Source organism: Streptococcus oralis, from assembly GCF_015561235.1.
In the GTDB taxonomy this organism is placed as follows: Bacteria; Bacillota; Bacilli; order Lactobacillales; family Streptococcaceae; genus Streptococcus; species Streptococcus oralis_BK.
The window spans coordinates 39,096-54,643 of record NZ_JADMTC010000003.1; the positions used below are offsets into that span (position 1 = coordinate 39,096).

The window sequence follows — 15,548 nt, forward strand, 5'->3', positions numbered from 1 at the left end:
GATGGAGACTGTATTATTACTATTATTAATTGCCAACCTAGCTGGACTCTTTCTCATTTGGCAAAGGCAAGATAAGCAAGAGAAACACCTAAGCAAGAGTTTGGAGGATCAGGCAGACAATCTTTCAGATCAACTGGATTATCGTTTTGACCAAGCTAGGCAAGCCAGTCAGCTGGATCAAAAAGACTTGGAAGTGGCTGTCAGCGACCGTTTGCAAGAAGTGCGAATGGAGTTGCACCAAGGTCTGACTCAGGTTCGGCAGGAGATGAATGAGAACCTCCTCCAAACCAGAGATAAGACTGACCAACGCCTCCAAGCCTTGCAGGAATCAAATGACCAACGCTTAGAACAAATGCGCCAAACGGTCGAGGAAAAACTGGAAAAGACCTTGCAGACGCGCTTGCAGGCCTCTTTTGAGACAGTTTCCAAGCAACTAGAATCTGTCAATCGTGGCCTAGGTGAAATGCAGACTGTTGCGCGAGATGTCGGTACGCTTAATAAGGTCTTATCTGGAACCAAGACGCGAGGGATTCTAGGTGAATTGCAACTGGGGCAAATCATCGAAGACATCATGACACCAGCCCAGTACGAACGAGAATACGCAACGGTTGAAAACTCTAGCGAGCGAGTAGAGTACGCCATCAAGTTACCTGGCCAAGGCGACCAGGAATATGTCTATTTGCCGATTGACTCCAAGTTTCCACTGGCGGATTATTACCGCCTAGAAGAAGCCTATGAAGCAGGTGACAAGGACGAAATCGAACGTTGTCGCAAGTCACTCCTAGCTAGCGTCAAGCGCTTTGCCAAGGATATCAAGAGCAAGTATCTGGCGCCACCTCGGACGACCAATTTTGGAGTCTTGTTTGTTCCGACAGAAGGTCTTTATTCAGAAATCGTTCGAAATCCGGTCTTCTTTGATGATTTGAGACGGGAGGAGCAGATTATCGTTGCAGGACCAAGTACCCTATCAGCCCTGCTTAACTCTCTATCAGTTGGCTTCAAGACTCTCAATATCCAAAAGAGTGCCGACCATATCAGTAAGACCCTTGCTAGCGTTAAGACTGAGTTTGGCAAGTTCGGGGGGATTTTGGTTAAGGCACAAAAACATCTTCAACATGCCTCTGGCAATATTGATGAATTATTAAACCGTCGCACCACAGCTATTGAGCGGACGCTCCGTCACATTGAGTTATCAGAAGGTGAGCCTGCGCTTGATCTACTCCATTTCCAAGAAAATGAGGAAGAATATGAAGATTAGTCACATGAAAAAAGATGAGCTGTTTGAAGGTTTTTACCTGATCAAATCAGCTGACCTGAGACAGACACGAGCTGGGAAAAACTACCTAGCCTTTACCTTCCAAGACGATAGTGGCGAGATTGAAGGAAAACTCTGGGATGCTCAGCCTCATAACGTTGAGGCCTTTACTGCAGGGAAAGTGGTCCACATGCAAGGGCGCAGAGAAGTGTACAATAATACTCCTCAAGTCAATCAAATCACGCTTCGTTTACCTCAGCCTGGGGAACCCAATGATCCAGCTGACTTCAAGGTCAAGTCACCAGTCGATGTTAAGGAAATCCGTGACTATATGTCGCAAATGATTTTCAAAATAGAAAATCCTGTTTGGCAACGAATTGTCCGAAATCTCTACACCAAGTATGATAAGGAATTCTACTCCTATCCAGCTGCCAAGACCAACCACCATGCCTTTGAAACGGGTTTGGCCTATCATACAGCAACCATGGTGCGTTTGGCAGATGCCATTAGCGAGATCTATCCTCAGCTCAACAAGAGCCTCCTCTATGCGGGAATTATGTTGCATGACTTGGCCAAGGTTATTGAGTTGACGGGACCAGACCAGACGGAGTACACAGTGCGAGGAAATCTCCTTGGGCATATCGCTCTCATCGATAGTGAAATTACCAAGACAGTCATGGAACTAGGTATCGATGATACTAGAGAAGAAGTGGTGCTACTGCGCCATGTCATCCTTAGTCACCATGGCTTACTGGAGTATGGAAGTCCAGTCCGTCCACGCATTATGGAGGCAGAGATTATCCATATGATTGACAATCTAGATGCCAACATGATGATGATGTCAACAGCTCTAGCTTTGGTGGACAAAGGAGAGATGACCAATAAAATCTTCGCTATGGACAATCGTTCCTTCTATAAACCAGATTTAGATTAATAATTTAAGAAAAACGAGCATTTTTTTACGCAATAATGTTCGTTTTTTTATGTGAATGTGGTATAATGGATAAAATATCAAAATTAAATGGAATGGTAAATAAAAATGAAATTAAGAAGAAGTGATCGGATGGTTGTCATTTCCAACTATTTGATTAATAATCCATACAAACTAACAAGTCTCAACACCTTTGCAGAAAAGTACGAATCTGCTAAATCATCGATTTCAGAGGATATCGTGATTATCAAGCGTGCCTTTGAGGAAATTGAAATCGGCCATATTCAGACTGTGACTGGAGCAGGTGGTGGCGTTATCTTTACACCATCAATCTCTAGTCATGAAGCCAAAGAAATGATCGCAGACTTGCGTGACAAACTTTCAGAAAGCGACCGCATCTTGCCAGGTGGATATATCTACCTGTCTGATTTGCTCAGTACACCTGTCATTTTGAAAAATATTGGGCGCATCATTGCCAAGTGCTTTATGGACCAAAAAATCGATGCCGTTATGACAGTAGCAACAAAAGGTGTGCCACTCGCAAATGCAGTTGCCAATGTCCTCAATGTTCCATTTGTCATTGTGCGCCGTGACTTGAAAATTACCGAAGGTTCAACGGTCAGCGTCAACTATGTTTCAGGTTCCAGCGGTGACCGTATTGAGAAAATGTTCCTTTCAAAACGTAGCCTCAAGGCAGGAAGCCGTGTCTTGATCGTGGATGACTTCTTGAAAGGTGGAGGAACTGTCAACGGGATGATTAGTCTCTTGTGTGAGTTTGATTCAGAATTGGCTGGTGTTGCAGTCTTTGCAGACAATGCTCAAGAAGAACGTGAAAAACAGTTTGATTACAAATCACTCTTGAAAGTAACCAATATTGATGTCAAGAACCAATCCATCGATGTCGAGATTGGAAATATCTTTGACGAAGACAAATAAGAGATAGAACTAAAGGTTGGAACGCTTGTCCCAGCCTTTCTTTGCAAACAGAATAGAAGGATGCTTATGAAAACACCATTTATCAGCCGTGAAGATTTAGAAACAATTGTTGCAGAGTTCCCGACTCCCTTCCACTTGTATGATGAGAAGGGGATTCGTGAAAAAGCAAGAGCAGTCAACCAAGCTTTTTCCTGGAACGAGGGCTTTAAGGAATATTTTGCAGTTAAGGCCACCCCAACACCAGCCATCTTGAAAATCCTCCAAGAGGAAGGTTGTGGTGTGGACTGTTCCAGCTATGTGGAGCTATTGATGAGCCACAAACTGGATTTTCCCGGTTCTGAGATCATGTTCTCTTCTAACAATACGCCAGACCAAGAGTACGCTTATGCCCATGAATTAGGTGCAACTATTAACTTGGATGCCTTTGAAGACATTGAACATCTGGAGCGAGCTACAGGTATCCCAGAAATCATTTCTTGTCGTTACAATCCAGGCGGAGTTTTTGAATTAGGAACAGACATCATGGACAATCCTGGGGAGGCCAAGTTTGGTATGACCAAGGATCAGCTTTTTGAAGCCTTTGCTGTTTTGAAGGAAAAAGGAGCTAGGACTTTTGGGATTCATTCCTTCCTAGCATCCAATACCGTGACCCATCTCTACTATCCAGAGTTGGCCCGTCAGCTCTTTGAATTAGCTGTGGAAATCAAAGAAAAATTGGGTATTTCACTGGACTTTATTAACCTTTCTGGCGGGATTGGTGTCAACTATCGCCCAGACCAAGAGCCAAATGATATTGCGATGATTGGTGAAGGTGTGCGTAAGGTTTATGAAGAAGTTCTTACGCCGGCAGGTCTTGGTCAGGTCAAGATTTTCACTGAATTGGGCCGTTTTATGCTGGCACCTCACGGAGTTCTCGTCACCAAAGTTACTCATAAAAAGAAAACCTACCGTACCTATCTGGGTGTGGATGCCTCAGCAGTCAATCTGATGCGCCCAGCCATGTATGGAGCCTACCACCATATCACTAATCTGACCCATCCAGATGGACCTGATGAGGTGGTAGACGTGGTCGGTTCACTCTGCGAAAACAATGATAAATTTGCCATTAATCGCGAACTACCTCATACAGAAATCGGTGATTTGCTGGTAATTCATGATACAGGTGCACATGGATTCTCCATGGGTTATCAGTACAATGCCAAACTACGCTCGGCAGAAATCCTTTATACCGAAGAAGGGAAAGCCCGCCAAATCCGCCGTGCAGAGCGCCCTGAGGACTATTTCGCAACCTTGTATGGTTTTGATTTTGAATCGGATCATTAAAAGAAATTGAAAATGAAAGTGAAAAACAGATTGCTTTCTAAAAAATAGACAAAAAAACCTTGTTTTTCACCTTACTCGTGATATAATAAAACTATAAAACGGTTTCAAGGAAGGTGACGATATGTCTGAAGAAACAATTGACTATGGACAAGTGACAGGAATGGTGCATTCGACAGAGAGTTTTGGGGCGGTAGATGGCCCTGGGATTCGGTTTATTGTCTTTTTGCAGGGCTGTCAGATGCGTTGCCAGTACTGCCATAACCCCGATACATGGGCTATGGAGACCAATAAATCACGAAGACGGACAGTAGACGATGTTTTGTCAGAAGCCCTTCGCTACCGTGGATTCTGGGGAGACAAGGGAGGAATCACTGTCAGTGGAGGAGAAGCCCTCTTACAGATTGATTTCTTGATTGCCCTCTTTACCAAGGCTAAGGAACAAGGAATCCACTGTACCTTGGATACCTGTGCCCTTCCATTCCGTAATAAACCACGTTATCTCGAAAAGTTTAATAAACTCATGGCAGTGACAGATTTGGTTCTCTTGGATATCAAGGAGATCAACGACGAACAACACAGAATCGTTACCAGCCAAACTAATAAAAATATCTTGGCCTGTGCAAAATATCTATCAGATATTGGGAAACCTGTGTGGATTCGCCATGTGCTGGTTCCAGGCTTGACAGATAGAGATGAGGACTTGATTGAACTCGGCAAATTCGTCAAAACCCTCAAAAACGTTGACAAGTTTGAAATTCTACCTTATCACACTATGGGAGAATTCAAGTGGCGTGAACTTGGAATTCCATACTCACTTGAAGGGGTAAAACCACCAACAGCAGATCGTGTCAAGAATGCCAAAAAACTCATGGATACAGAAAGCTATCAAGACTATATGAAACGTGTACATGGATAAAAAAGAAGCCTGATGGGAACATCAGGCTTTTGTAATGCAAAAAAGGCCTAGCCTTTCAGCTAAGCCGTTACCTTATTTTCTAGAATGTTGTTTACCAGCATTACGTTTTTTATGTTTCTTAGTAGTCGTAATTGCAGTTGCTTGGTTAGGAGTGATATCTTTTCGCCCGCCTGTAGTTGATGCTGAACTTGCTTTTGGTGGATTTTTGGCAAATTCTTCACGTACTTTTTGACGAAGTTTTGGACGAACAACATAGTTAACAATGAACTGTTGGAGAATCATCATGAAACCACCGACAACCCAGTAAAGTGTCACACTGGCTGGTGCGAAGAGGGAGAAGACGACAATCATGAGTGGGCTCATGTAAATCATTTTCTTGAGTTGATCTCTTTGCATCTCGTCTTCTACTCCGTGAAGTGAAAGGAGTGATTGGAGATAGTAGAGGATACCAGCGAAGGCGACAAGGATCATACTTGGGGAACCGAGATTGATACCCAAGAAGGTAGAGCTAGATACTCCATCAGTATATTGGGCTGCAAAGTAGATAGCAGAGAAGAAAGGCATTTGAATGAGGATAGGGAAGCATCCTACACCACCGAACATGCTGATGCCGTTTTCTTTTTGTGCAGCAAAGAGAGCTTGTTGAGCCTCTAGTTTTTCTTCCTGAGTTGTTGCCTCTTTAAGGCGTGTTTGATGTGGTTCAAGGACATGTTTGAGGGCATTCATCTTTTCAGAGTGAAGCGTTGCCTTCCATGATTGGTAGATACCAAGTGGCAAGATAATCAAGCGCACGATAATGGTTACGATAATGATAGCAACACCAAAGCCTAGACCTTTATCAGTAGCGAAGTACTTGATAGCCTCTGCCATAGGCGATCCGATAGTGTTCCAGATAAAACCAGTAGGTTGTCCTGTTGCTTTGTCTACTTGGACACAGCCTGTCAAGACGAGTAGCATAGCCACTCCCATAGCAGAGAGGGCAAAACGTTTAATAGATTTCAATGTTTTCATTCCTTCTTTAAAAATTATACCTTTCTATTCTACTGTTTTTTTGTAAAATATACAATAGTTCTAGAGACCTAATTTGCGACTTTGAAGTCTGGATAGGATGAAAAGTTGCTCATTTGTACATCCAGATAGGTAACTTTTGAAAAAGGCGTTGGACCTTTACGGATTTCTTGGATAAATTTTGCCATAGTGGCAGAGGACTCTGCCTGAGCAAGAATTTCCACTGTGCCATCGTCGTTATTCCAGACACGACCAGTGATGCCACCGATTTCAAGAGCTAGAGTAACAACACCCCAGCGAAAACCAACACCCTGCACCCTGCCTTGAGCAATCATTCTAACCTTTTGCATACCAAACCCCTTTGATTGTGTTATAATACTTCTATGACTATTATAACCTCTAAAGCCAATTCTGTGGTAAAAAATGCTAAGAAATTGCATCAAAAAAAATATCGAAAGTCTGCTTATTTGATTGAGGGATGGCACTTATTTGAAGAAGCTGTTCAAGCAGGAGTGACGATTGAGAAGATTTTTGCCTTAGAAAGTTACCGAGACCAGCTAACCGCTTTTCCGCAAACGGTTTGGGTGTCTGAAGAAGTCTTGCTAGATTTAGCAGATACGCAAACCCCTCAAGGGATTGTTGCAGTGATTCAAAAAGAAGCAGTAGGGCTGCCTGATCTCCATCAGGGGAAATTCCTGTTTTTAGAGGATGTCCAAGACCCTGGTAATGTTGGCACCATGATTCGGACGGCGGATGCGACAGGTTTTACAGGAGTCATTGTTTCAGATAAGTCAGCAGATATCTACAGTCTCAAGGCCCTGCGTTCCATGCAAGGCAGTCATTTTCATTTGCCTATCTATCGGATGCCTGTTGCCGCTTTTGTAGAAGGGGCAAAGAAGAGCAACTTGCCCATTCTGGCAACGACTTTATCGAGAGATTCCAAGGATTATCGTGAGCTTTCTCCCCTAGAAAACTTTGCCTTAGTCATGGGAAATGAAGGACAGGGGATTAGTCCTGCCATGGTTGAGAGTGCTGAGCAGCTGGTTCATATTGGCATGAAAGGTCGGGCAGAAAGTCTCAACGTGGCGGTTGCCGCAGGTATATTGATGTTTTATTTTAGCTGATTTATAAAATCTTTGTTATAATCAAGACATATTTATAGAAAAAGGAGAATCAGAATGAATCAAACGATTATTCAAGAACGTTCAGGTCTCAATCAATTTTACGCTAAGGTTTATGCCTTTGTGGGGCTTGGGATTGGCCTATCAGCTCTCGTGTCAGCTTTGATGTTGACAGTCTTTCAGTCCCAATTAGTCTACTTTTTAATGCATGGCCGTCTCTGGTTGATGATTGCAACTTTTGCAGAACTTGCTCTAGTCTTTGTTGCAAGTAGCATGGCTGCAAAAAATAGCCCAGCAGCTCTCCCAGTATTTTTAGTTTATTCTGTTTTAAATGGTTTTACCCTTAGCTTTGTCGTAGCCTTCTATACACCTGGGACCGTCTTATCAGCCTTTGTATCCAGCGCCCTTCTCTTCTTTGTCATGGCGGCAATCGGAATTTTCACTAAGAAAGATTTGAGTGGAATGGGCCGAGCTTTGATGGCGGCGCTTGTTGGTCTCATCATTGCCATGGTTGTGAATCTATTTTTAGCCAATAGCTTCTTTGACTACATGATTAGTATTGCCATGGTCTTGGTCTTCTCAGGTTTGATTGCTTGGGATAACCAAAAGATTCGCTATGTTTATGAACAGTCACGAGGACAAGTAGCGACAGGATGGGTCATCTCAATGGCGCTTAGCATCTACCTAGACTTTATCAACCTCTTCCTTAGCATCTTACGAATCTTTGGTCGAAACGATTAATGAATGTCAGAGTCAGTGTTCAAAAGAGCACTGACTTTTTCTTATTTACTCTTTTCTTTTCTTGGAAATAGGTGTATAATGCTTTTAACTAATTTTTGAGGAGCTGTTTATGAAGAAAAGTTTTATTCATCAACAAGAAGAAATTTCCTTTGTTAAAAATACCTTTACCCAGTATTTGAAAGATAAGTTAGAAGTTGTTGAAGTTCAAGGTCCTATCTTGAGCAAGGTCGGAGATGGGATGCAGGACAACCTGTCAGGTGTCGAAAATCCAGTATCTGTCAAGGTTTTGCAGATTCCAGATGAAACCTATGAAGTCGTTCACTCACTTGCCAAATGGAAACGCCACACCTTGGCTCGTTTTGGTTTCGGTGAAGGTGAGGGTCTATTTGTTCACATGAAGGCCCTTCGTCCAGACGAAGATTCGCTTGATGCGACCCACTCAGTTTATGTGGACCAGTGGGACTGGGAGAAGGTTATCCCAAATGGTCAACGCAATATCGCCTATCTCAAAGAAACCGTTGAGAAGATTTACAAGGCTATTCGTCTGACAGAGCTAGCCGTAGAAGCCCGCTATGATATCGAATCCATCTTGCCAAAGCAAATCACCTTCATTCACACAGAAGAGTTGGTGGAACGCTATCCAGATTTAACACCGAAAGAGCGTGAAAATGCAATCTGTAAAGAGTTTGGTGCAGTCTTCTTGATTGGTATCGGTGGCGAGTTGCCTGACGGAAAACCTCATGATGGCCGTGCACCTGACTACGATGACTGGACAACAGAGTCTGAAAATGGCTACAAGGGGTTGAATGGCGATATTCTCGTTTGGAACGAATCTCTTGGTTGTGCCTTTGAACTTTCATCAATGGGGATTCGGGTAGATGAGGATACCCTTCGTCGCCAAGTGGCTCTTACAGGAGACGAAGATCGTCTTGAGCTGGAATGGCATAAAGCCTTGCTTAACGGTCTTTTCCCACTGACAATTGGTGGAGGTATCGGACAGTCTCGTATGGCCATGTTCCTTCTTCGTAAGAAACACATTGGAGAGGTTCAGACCAGTGTCTGGCCTCAAGAAGTTCGCGATACGTACGAAAATATTTTGTAGAGAATCGAACCGCAAGGTTCGGTTTTCTTTCTCTTTTTGCCTATAATTTGGTATAATAAACGGTATGAAAATCGTATCAGGAATCTATGGGGGGCGTCCCCTCAAGACGCTAGAAGGCAAGACGACGAGGCCGACATCGGATAAGGTGCGTGGAGCTATCTTTAACATGATAGGTCCCTATTTTGAGGGTGGTCGTGTCTTGGATCTCTATGCTGGCAGTGGTGGTCTGTCTATTGAAGCTGTGTCAAGAGGGATGTCCCATGCTGTCTTAGTGGAACGGGATCGAAAGGCGCAAGCTATCATCGCTGAAAACATCCAAATGACCAAGGAAGTTTCCAAATTTCAGCTCTTAAAGATGGAGGCTGAACGGGCCTTGGAGCAAGTGAATGGTCCCTTTGACCTGGTCTTTTTAGACCCTCCCTATGCCAAGGAACAAATCGTTGCAGATATCGAAAAAATGGCAGAAAGAAACCTTTTCTCCGAAGAGGTCATGGTTGTCTGCGAAACCGATAAATCTGTAGAGCTTCCAGAAGAAATCGCCTGCTTAGGCATCTGGAAGGAAAAAATATATGGGATTAGTAAGGTGACAGTCTATGTCAGATAAAATTGGATTATTTACAGGTTCATTTGATCCGATGACAAATGGACATCTGGATATGATTGAACGTGCTAGCAAACTTTTTGACAAGCTCTATGTCGGGGTGTTCTACAATCCCCACAAACAAGGCTTTCTCCCTGTTGAAAACCGTAAACGAGCAGTCGAAAAAGCGGTGGCGCATTTAGATAATGTAGAGGTGCTGGCTTCTCATGACCAACTAGTCGTCGATGTTGCAAGAAGACTGGGGGCTAAAACCCTTGTCCGTGGCTTGCGAAATACCACCGACTTGCAATACGAGTCTAGTTTTGATTACTACAATCATCAACTGGCTCCAGAAATCGAAACCATTTACCTATATAGCTGCCCAGAGCATCTTTATATCAGCTCTTCGGCCGTGAGAGAACTTCTGAAGTTTGGTCAGGAGATTCAGCAATATGTCCCAAACAGTGTTGTGGAGGAATTAGAACATGAAGAAAAAAACTAGATGGCCCTTATATGTCATCCTAGCACTAGTATTGACTTTTTTAGCCTTTGTAGTACCTTTACCTTACTACATAGAAGTTCCGGGTGGAGCGGAAGATATTCGTCGAGTTTTGAAAGTCAATGAAACAGAGGATACGGAAGCAGGAGCTTACCAGTTTGTAACAGTTGGTATTCGACACGCAACCCTATCGCATCTTGTCTATGCTTGGTTAACACCTTTCACGGATATTAGAAGTGCCAAGGAGACTACGGGTGGCTCTACTGATGCAGAGTTTATGCGGATCAATCAGTTTTACATGCAAACTTCTCAAAATATGGCCAAGTATCAAGGATTGAAGACGGCTGGTAAAGATATCGAACTCAAGTATCTTGGAGTCTATGTCTTGACCGTGACGGACAATTCAACTTTTAAGGGTATTCTGAACATTGCAGATACTGTGACGGCTGTTAATGACAAAACATTTGACAGTTCAAAAGACTTGGTCGACTATGTCAACTCTCAACAATTAGGGGATACGGTCAAGGTAACCTATGAAGAAGACGGAAAAGTCAAGTCTGCAGAAGGTAAAATTATCACTCTCGAAAACGGGAAAAACGGGATTGGGATTGGCTTGATTGACCGTACGGAAGTGACAAGTGACGTTCCAATTCGCTTCTCCACAGCTGGTATCGGCGGGCCAAGTGCAGGTCTCATGTTTAGTCTCGCTATTTACACCCAGATAGCAGATCCAGGTCTTCGTAATGGTCGTATCGTTGCGGGAACGGGGACTATTGATCGGGACGGAAATGTTGGCGACATTGGTGGAATTGACAAAAAAGTAGTTGCAGCCTCTCGTCAGGGAGCCAACGTCTTTTTTGCCCCTGACAATCCAGTCACCGAGGAAGCAAAAAAAGCGGATCCCAATGCGAAAAGCAACTATGAAACAGCATTAGAAGCTGCTAAAACGATTAAAACAGAGATGAAAATCGTTCCCGTTAAGACTTTGCAGGATGCAATTGATTACCTTAAAAACAATCCCTAATTCGTAGAAAAATTGAAAACTAGCGCGCAAGCGGATAAGATGGTATAATAGTCAAATGGTTCAATTATTATTCACTCTAAGTAGTCATATACTCTTTATTTATTTGAGTTTTTACCTTTTGAAGGATCTTGTGAGATGGGAAAAGGTTTTAAAAGTGACCGCTACTAACACAAAAAAGGTTCGTTTGTTGGTAGGCTTCTTTAGTATTGTGATGGGCTACATCTTGAGTTCATTCTTTATCAGTTTGTACCAACTGTGGCAAGAAGCACTTAGAGGACTATTATAGAATCAAAAGTAAAGGAAACAACTATGGAAAAAATTGTGGTTCAAGGCGGGGATAATCGTCTGGTCGGGAGTGTGACGATCGAGGGAGCAAAGAATGCAGTCTTGCCCTTGTTGGCAGCGACTATTCTAGCAAGCAAGGGTAAGACAGTCTTGCAGAACGTCCCAATCTTGTCAGATGTTTTCACCATGAATCAAGTGGTTCGAGGTCTGAATGCCAAGGTGGACTTTGATGAGGAAGCTCATGTTGTCGAGGTTGATGCGACTGGTGATATCACGGAGGAAGCTCCATACAAGTATGTCAGCAAGATGCGTGCATCCATCGTTGTCTTGGGACCAATCCTTGCTCGTGTAGGCCATGCCAAAGTTTCTATGCCAGGGGGGTGCACCATCGGGAGTCGTCCCATCGACCTCCACCTCAAAGGTTTGGAAGCTATGGGGGCAAAGATTACCCAGACAGCTGGTTACATAGAAGCCAAGGCAGAACGCCTGCATGGCACTCATATCTACATGGACTTCCCAAGTGTCGGTGCAACACAAAACCTGATGATGGCGGCAACTCTAGCTGACGGTGTGACAGTGATAGAAAATGCTGCGCGTGAGCCGGAAATTGTTGACCTTGCTATTCTCCTTAATGAAATGGGAGCCAAGGTCAAGGGAGCTGGTACCGAAACAATCACAGTGACTGGTGTTGAGGAACTCCATGGTACGACCCACAATGTGGTACAGGACCGTATCGAAGCCGGAACCTTTATGGTGGCTGCAGCCATGACTGGCGGAGATGTCCTCGTTCGCGATGCAGTATGGGAACACAATCGCCCCTTGATTTCAAAACTACTTGAAATGGGCGTTGAAGTGACAGAGGAATCAGAAGGCATCCGTGTTCGTTCTCAACTTGAAAATCTCAAGGCTGTTCATGTAAAAACTTTACCACATCCAGGATTCCCAACAGATATGCAGGCGCAATTTACAGCTCTGATGACAGTCGCAAAAGGGGAATCCACCATGGTGGAAACAGTGTTTGAGAATCGCTTCCAACACTTGGAGGAAATGCGCCGTATGGGCTTGCACTCAGAGATTATCCGTGACACAGCTCGTATTGTTGGGGGACAGGCTTTACAGGGGGCAGAAGTTCTATCAACGGACCTTCGTGCCAGTGCTGCCTTGATTTTGACAGGTCTGGTGGCGCAGGGAGAAACAGTTGTTGGTAAATTAGTCCACCTTGATAGGGGTTACTACCGTTTCCATGAGAAATTGGCTCAGTTAGGAGCGAAGATTCAGCGAATCGAGGCAAATGATGAAGAAGAATAAAAACTTACGCTATGTACTCCGTCGTTTACTGTTGATTTTTATCGTACTATTGCTAGGCTTTCTGGCTTTAGGAATCGGCTTGATGGTTGGCTATGGTATCCTAGGAAAGGGACAGGATCCATGGGCTATCTTGTCTCCAGCAAAGTGGCAGGAATTGATTAGCAAATTTACAGGAAATTAGACTGGGAGACCAGTCTTTTTCTAAAGAAATAAGGAGAAAAATGGACAAAAAAACAAGACAAGCTCTGATAGGGTTACTTCTATTCTTACTCTTGGCTGCTGGAAGCTACTACATCAAGCAGATGCAGACAGCGCCAAACACCCCTAGAACCAAGGTTAGTCAGAAAAAACAAGCTTCAGAAGCTCCCGGTCAGGAGCTAGCTGAAAGTGTCTTAACTGAGTCAATCAAAAACCAAATCAAGGGTGATCTTGAGTGGAATGGAGCAGGGGCCTTCATTGTCAATGGCAATAAAACCAATCTAGATGCCAAGGTTTCCAGCAAACCCTATGCGGATAATAAAACAAAGATAGTTGGAAAAGAAACAGTCCCAACTGTTGCCAATGCCATCTTATCCAAAGCGACTCGGCAGTATAAAAATCGTGAAGAAACAGGCAACGGCTCAACCTCCTGGACGCCACCAGGATGGCATCAGGTCAAGAATCTAAAGGGAGTCTATACACATGCAGTTGATAGAGGACACCTGCTGGGCTATGCCTTGATAGGTGGTTTGGACGGTTTTGATGCCTCTACCAGCAACCCCAAGAACATTGCAGTCCAGACAGCTTGGGCCAACCAAGCACAGGCTGAGGATTCGACAGGTCAGAACTACTATGAGAGTTTGGTCAGAAAAGCCTTGGACCAAAATAAGAGGGTCCGTTATCGCGTGACGCTCCACTATGCGACAAATGAGGACCTAGTTCCATCCGCTTCACAAATCGAAGCCAAGTCTTCAGATGGCGAATTGGAATTCAATGTCCTAATCCCCAATGTTCAAAAGGGAATCCAGCTTGATTACCAAACGGGTCAAGTAACAGTGACGGATTAGAAACAATAGATACAATAAAAATAGCTCCTTTGTCTTCTAGAGGCAGGGGAGTAGTTCTTTATTTAAATGAAAAATAATGTGAATCCTGATGGATTTTATGATATAATGGAACACAAGATACTATTTTAGGAGAAGGACTATGGAAGACCCGAGCAGTCAGAATTTGTTGCTACAGTTTGTATTGTTATTTATCTTGACCCTGTTAAATGCTTTTTTCTCAGCCACTGAAATGGCGATGGTGTCACTAAACCGTTCCCGAGTGGAGCAAAAGGCAGAAGAGGGAGACAAACGTTACATTCGTTTGTTAAAGGTACTTGAAAATCCTAACCACTTTTTATCAACCATTCAAGTCGGTATCACCTTGATCACGATCTTGTCAGGGGCAAAATTGGCAGATACACTTGGACAAGTAATTGCCTCTTGGATGGGGAATGGAGAAACAACTTATGCCATTGCAAGTTTCCTCTCTTTGGCATTCTTGACCTACATCTCTATTGTTTTTGGTGAACTCTATCCTAAACGGATTGCCCTTAATCTAAAAGATGCCTTAGCCATTCGCTCTGTTCCGATTATCATTGGGCTTGGGAAGATTGTCAGTCCCTTTGTCTGGTTGTTATCTGCTTCAACCAATCTCTTGAGTCGTTTAACGCCAATGACCTTTGATGATGCGGATGAAAAAATGACTCGAGATGAAATTGAGTACATGTTGACCAAAAGTGAGGAAACTTTGGATGCAGACGAAATCGAGATGTTACAAGGGATTTTCTCTCTAGATGAGCTGATGGCGAGAGAAGTCATGGTTCCTCGGACGGATGCCTTTATGGTGGATATTCAGGATGATAGTCAAACCATTATCCAAAGTATTCTAAAGCAAAATTTCTCACGTATCCCTGTTTATGATGGGGATAAGGACAATGTGATTGGTTTGATTCATACCAAGCGTTTGCTAAACGCTGCCTATGCAGATGGCTTTGAAAATATTGTCTGGAAGAAGATCTTACAAGATCCACTCTTTGTTCCTGAAACTATTTTTGTGGATGACTTGCTAAAAGAATTGCGAAATACCCAAAGACAAATGGCCATTTTGCTCGATGAATATGGTGGTATGGCTGGTTTGGTAACTCTGGAAGATCTTTTAGAAGAGATTGTCGGTGAGATTGATGACGAGACCGATAGGGCAGAAATCGAAGTCCATCAAATCGGTGAGGACACCTATATTGTACAGGGAACCATGAATCTTAACGACTTCAATAACTACTTTGGTGTCGAACTAGAAAGCGATGATGTGGATACCATCGCCGGTTATTATTTGACGGGTGTTGGTACGATTCCAACAACTGAAAAAATCAGTTATGAACTGGTCAGTCAAAACAAGCAAATCGTCCTGACCAACGATAAGGTGAAAAATGGACGTGTTACCAAGGTAAAAGTTCAAATCACAGAACTAGAACTTGAAGAAGAAACAGAATAAAG

General features: G+C 43.5%; 18 protein-coding genes. 16 read left to right on the forward strand and 2 right to left on the reverse strand.

The window, feature by feature from the left end; genetic code table 11:
- Position 1 precedes the first annotated feature (1 nt).
- From rmuC to pflA, 5 genes are all read left to right on the forward strand, one after another.
- Entirely contained in the window at positions 2-1,258 is a 1,257-nt protein-coding gene (rmuC, locus tag I2H52_RS08455; RefSeq protein WP_195595000.1) for a DNA recombination protein RmuC, read from the forward strand.
- Positions 1,248-2,189 carry a 3'-5' exoribonuclease YhaM family protein gene (locus tag I2H52_RS08460; RefSeq protein WP_195595003.1) on the forward strand — a complete coding sequence of 314 codons (942 nt, stop codon included), beginning with the start codon at positions 1,248-1,250 and terminating at the stop codon, positions 2,187-2,189. The genes rmuC and I2H52_RS08460 overlap by 11 nt, the downstream gene beginning before the upstream one ends.
- A 105-nt stretch (positions 2,190-2,294) precedes the next feature.
- The gene (gene purR, locus I2H52_RS08465; protein ID WP_195595005.1) at positions 2,295-3,122 is read left to right on the forward strand and encodes a pur operon repressor; all 828 of its coding nucleotides are present in this window, start codon (positions 2,295-2,297) and stop codon (positions 3,120-3,122) included.
- A gap of 66 nt (positions 3,123-3,188) precedes the next feature.
- Positions 3,189-4,445 (forward strand): diaminopimelate decarboxylase, encoded by a 1,257-nt coding sequence (locus I2H52_RS08470; protein ID WP_195595007.1) that lies wholly within the window; start codon positions 3,189-3,191, stop codon positions 4,443-4,445.
- Between the two features lie 121 nt (positions 4,446-4,566).
- The gene (gene pflA, locus I2H52_RS08475; protein ID WP_007522398.1) at positions 4,567-5,361 is read left to right on the forward strand and encodes a pyruvate formate-lyase-activating protein; all 795 of its coding nucleotides are present in this window, start codon (positions 4,567-4,569) and stop codon (positions 5,359-5,361) included.
- A gap of 72 nt (positions 5,362-5,433) precedes the next feature.
- Here pflA and yidC read toward each other — a convergent pair whose 3' ends face one another.
- Both yidC and I2H52_RS08485 read right to left on the reverse strand, forming a co-directional pair.
- Entirely contained in the window at positions 5,434-6,363 is a 930-nt protein-coding gene (yidC, locus tag I2H52_RS08480; RefSeq protein ID WP_007522396.1) for a membrane protein insertase YidC, read from the reverse strand.
- A gap of 77 nt (positions 6,364-6,440) precedes the next feature.
- Positions 6,441-6,719, reverse strand: coding sequence for an acylphosphatase (locus tag I2H52_RS08485; protein ID WP_195595009.1), 279 nt, complete (start codon positions 6,717-6,719; stop codon positions 6,441-6,443).
- Positions 6,720-6,752: 33 nt separating this feature from the next.
- Between I2H52_RS08485 and I2H52_RS08490 the strand changes: the two genes are divergently transcribed.
- The 11 genes from I2H52_RS08490 to I2H52_RS08540 all read left to right on the forward strand — a co-directional run bounded on the left by I2H52_RS08490 (position 6,753) and on the right by I2H52_RS08540 (position 15,546).
- Entirely contained in the window at positions 6,753-7,493 is a 741-nt protein-coding gene (locus I2H52_RS08490) for a TrmH family RNA methyltransferase (RefSeq protein WP_195595011.1), read from the forward strand.
- A gap of 54 nt (positions 7,494-7,547) precedes the next feature.
- Entirely contained in the window at positions 7,548-8,231 is a 684-nt protein-coding gene (locus I2H52_RS08495; protein WP_001076870.1) for a Bax inhibitor-1/YccA family protein, read from the forward strand.
- Positions 8,232-8,340: 109 nt separating this feature from the next.
- A complete protein-coding gene (asnA, locus tag I2H52_RS08500) occupies positions 8,341-9,333 on the forward strand; it encodes an aspartate--ammonia ligase (protein WP_000747998.1) in 993 nt (330 codons plus the stop codon).
- Between the two features lie 64 nt (positions 9,334-9,397).
- Complete coding sequence (rsmD, locus tag I2H52_RS08505) at positions 9,398-9,937, forward strand: 16S rRNA (guanine(966)-N(2))-methyltransferase RsmD (protein WP_000706946.1); 540 nt, start codon at positions 9,398-9,400, stop codon at positions 9,935-9,937.
- Positions 9,927-10,415: a pantetheine-phosphate adenylyltransferase gene (gene coaD / locus I2H52_RS08510; protein WP_070534891.1), complete on the forward strand. Its 489-nt coding sequence runs from the start codon at positions 9,927-9,929 to the stop codon at positions 10,413-10,415. Before rsmD ends, coaD begins: the two co-directional genes overlap by 11 nt.
- Positions 10,399-11,436 carry a SepM family pheromone-processing serine protease gene (locus tag I2H52_RS08515; RefSeq protein WP_057489243.1) on the forward strand — a complete coding sequence of 346 codons (1,038 nt, stop codon included), beginning with the start codon at positions 10,399-10,401 and terminating at the stop codon, positions 11,434-11,436. The genes coaD and I2H52_RS08515 overlap by 17 nt, the downstream gene beginning before the upstream one ends.
- Before the next feature lie 55 nt (positions 11,437-11,491).
- Positions 11,492-11,722 (forward strand): DUF1146 family protein, encoded by a 231-nt coding sequence (locus I2H52_RS08520; protein WP_002892633.1) that lies wholly within the window; start codon positions 11,492-11,494, stop codon positions 11,720-11,722.
- A gap of 23 nt (positions 11,723-11,745) precedes the next feature.
- On the forward strand, positions 11,746-13,029 hold the full coding sequence (murA, locus tag I2H52_RS08525) for a UDP-N-acetylglucosamine 1-carboxyvinyltransferase (RefSeq protein WP_195595013.1): 1,284 nt from the start codon (positions 11,746-11,748) through the stop codon (positions 13,027-13,029).
- Positions 13,016-13,210 (forward strand): DNA-directed RNA polymerase subunit beta, encoded by a 195-nt coding sequence (locus I2H52_RS08530; RefSeq protein WP_000739701.1) that lies wholly within the window; start codon positions 13,016-13,018, stop codon positions 13,208-13,210. The genes murA and I2H52_RS08530 overlap by 14 nt, the downstream gene beginning before the upstream one ends.
- Positions 13,211-13,250: 40 nt before the next feature.
- The gene (locus I2H52_RS08535; RefSeq protein WP_084881324.1) at positions 13,251-14,075 is read left to right on the forward strand and encodes a DNA/RNA non-specific endonuclease; all 825 of its coding nucleotides are present in this window, start codon (positions 13,251-13,253) and stop codon (positions 14,073-14,075) included.
- Between the two features lie 139 nt (positions 14,076-14,214).
- Positions 14,215-15,546, forward strand: a complete 1,332-nt coding sequence (locus tag I2H52_RS08540; protein WP_084944893.1) for a hemolysin family protein — start codon at positions 14,215-14,217, stop codon at positions 15,544-15,546.
- Positions 15,547-15,548: the final 2 nt, after the last annotated feature.

What these genes read in the sequence shown, in the direction of transcription:
- pflA (WP_007522398.1), top strand. Translation starts at nt 4,567, where the DNA reads ATGTCTGAAGAAACAATTGACTATGGACAAGTGACAGGAATGGTGCAT.
- I2H52_RS08470 (WP_195595007.1), top strand. Translation starts at nt 3,189, where the DNA reads ATGAAAACACCATTTATCAGCCGTGAAGATTTAGAAACAATTGTTGCA.
- purR (WP_195595005.1), top strand. Translation starts at nt 2,295, where the DNA reads ATGAAATTAAGAAGAAGTGATCGGATGGTTGTCATTTCCAACTATTTG.
- I2H52_RS08490 (WP_195595011.1), top strand. Translation starts at nt 6,753, where the DNA reads ATGACTATTATAACCTCTAAAGCCAATTCTGTGGTAAAAAATGCTAAG.
- I2H52_RS08540 (WP_084944893.1), top strand. Translation starts at nt 14,215, where the DNA reads ATGGAAGACCCGAGCAGTCAGAATTTGTTGCTACAGTTTGTATTGTTA.
- I2H52_RS08485 (WP_195595009.1), bottom strand. Translation starts at nt 6,719, where the DNA reads ATGCAAAAGGTTAGAATGATTGCTCAAGGCAGGGTGCAGGGTGTTGGT.
- I2H52_RS08535 (WP_084881324.1), top strand. Translation starts at nt 13,251, where the DNA reads ATGGACAAAAAAACAAGACAAGCTCTGATAGGGTTACTTCTATTCTTA.
- I2H52_RS08530 (WP_000739701.1), top strand. Translation starts at nt 13,016, where the DNA reads ATGAAGAAGAATAAAAACTTACGCTATGTACTCCGTCGTTTACTGTTG.
- asnA (WP_000747998.1), top strand. Translation starts at nt 8,341, where the DNA reads ATGAAGAAAAGTTTTATTCATCAACAAGAAGAAATTTCCTTTGTTAAA.
- coaD (WP_070534891.1), top strand. Translation starts at nt 9,927, where the DNA reads ATGTCAGATAAAATTGGATTATTTACAGGTTCATTTGATCCGATGACA.
- I2H52_RS08460 (WP_195595003.1), top strand. Translation starts at nt 1,248, where the DNA reads ATGAAGATTAGTCACATGAAAAAAGATGAGCTGTTTGAAGGTTTTTAC.
- rsmD (WP_000706946.1), top strand. Translation starts at nt 9,398, where the DNA reads ATGAAAATCGTATCAGGAATCTATGGGGGGCGTCCCCTCAAGACGCTA.
- murA (WP_195595013.1), top strand. Translation starts at nt 11,746, where the DNA reads ATGGAAAAAATTGTGGTTCAAGGCGGGGATAATCGTCTGGTCGGGAGT.
- I2H52_RS08520 (WP_002892633.1), top strand. Translation starts at nt 11,492, where the DNA reads ATGGTTCAATTATTATTCACTCTAAGTAGTCATATACTCTTTATTTAT.
- rmuC (WP_195595000.1), top strand. Translation starts at nt 2, where the DNA reads ATGGAGACTGTATTATTACTATTATTAATTGCCAACCTAGCTGGACTC.
- I2H52_RS08515 (WP_057489243.1), top strand. Translation starts at nt 10,399, where the DNA reads ATGAAGAAAAAAACTAGATGGCCCTTATATGTCATCCTAGCACTAGTA.
- I2H52_RS08495 (WP_001076870.1), top strand. Translation starts at nt 7,548, where the DNA reads ATGAATCAAACGATTATTCAAGAACGTTCAGGTCTCAATCAATTTTAC.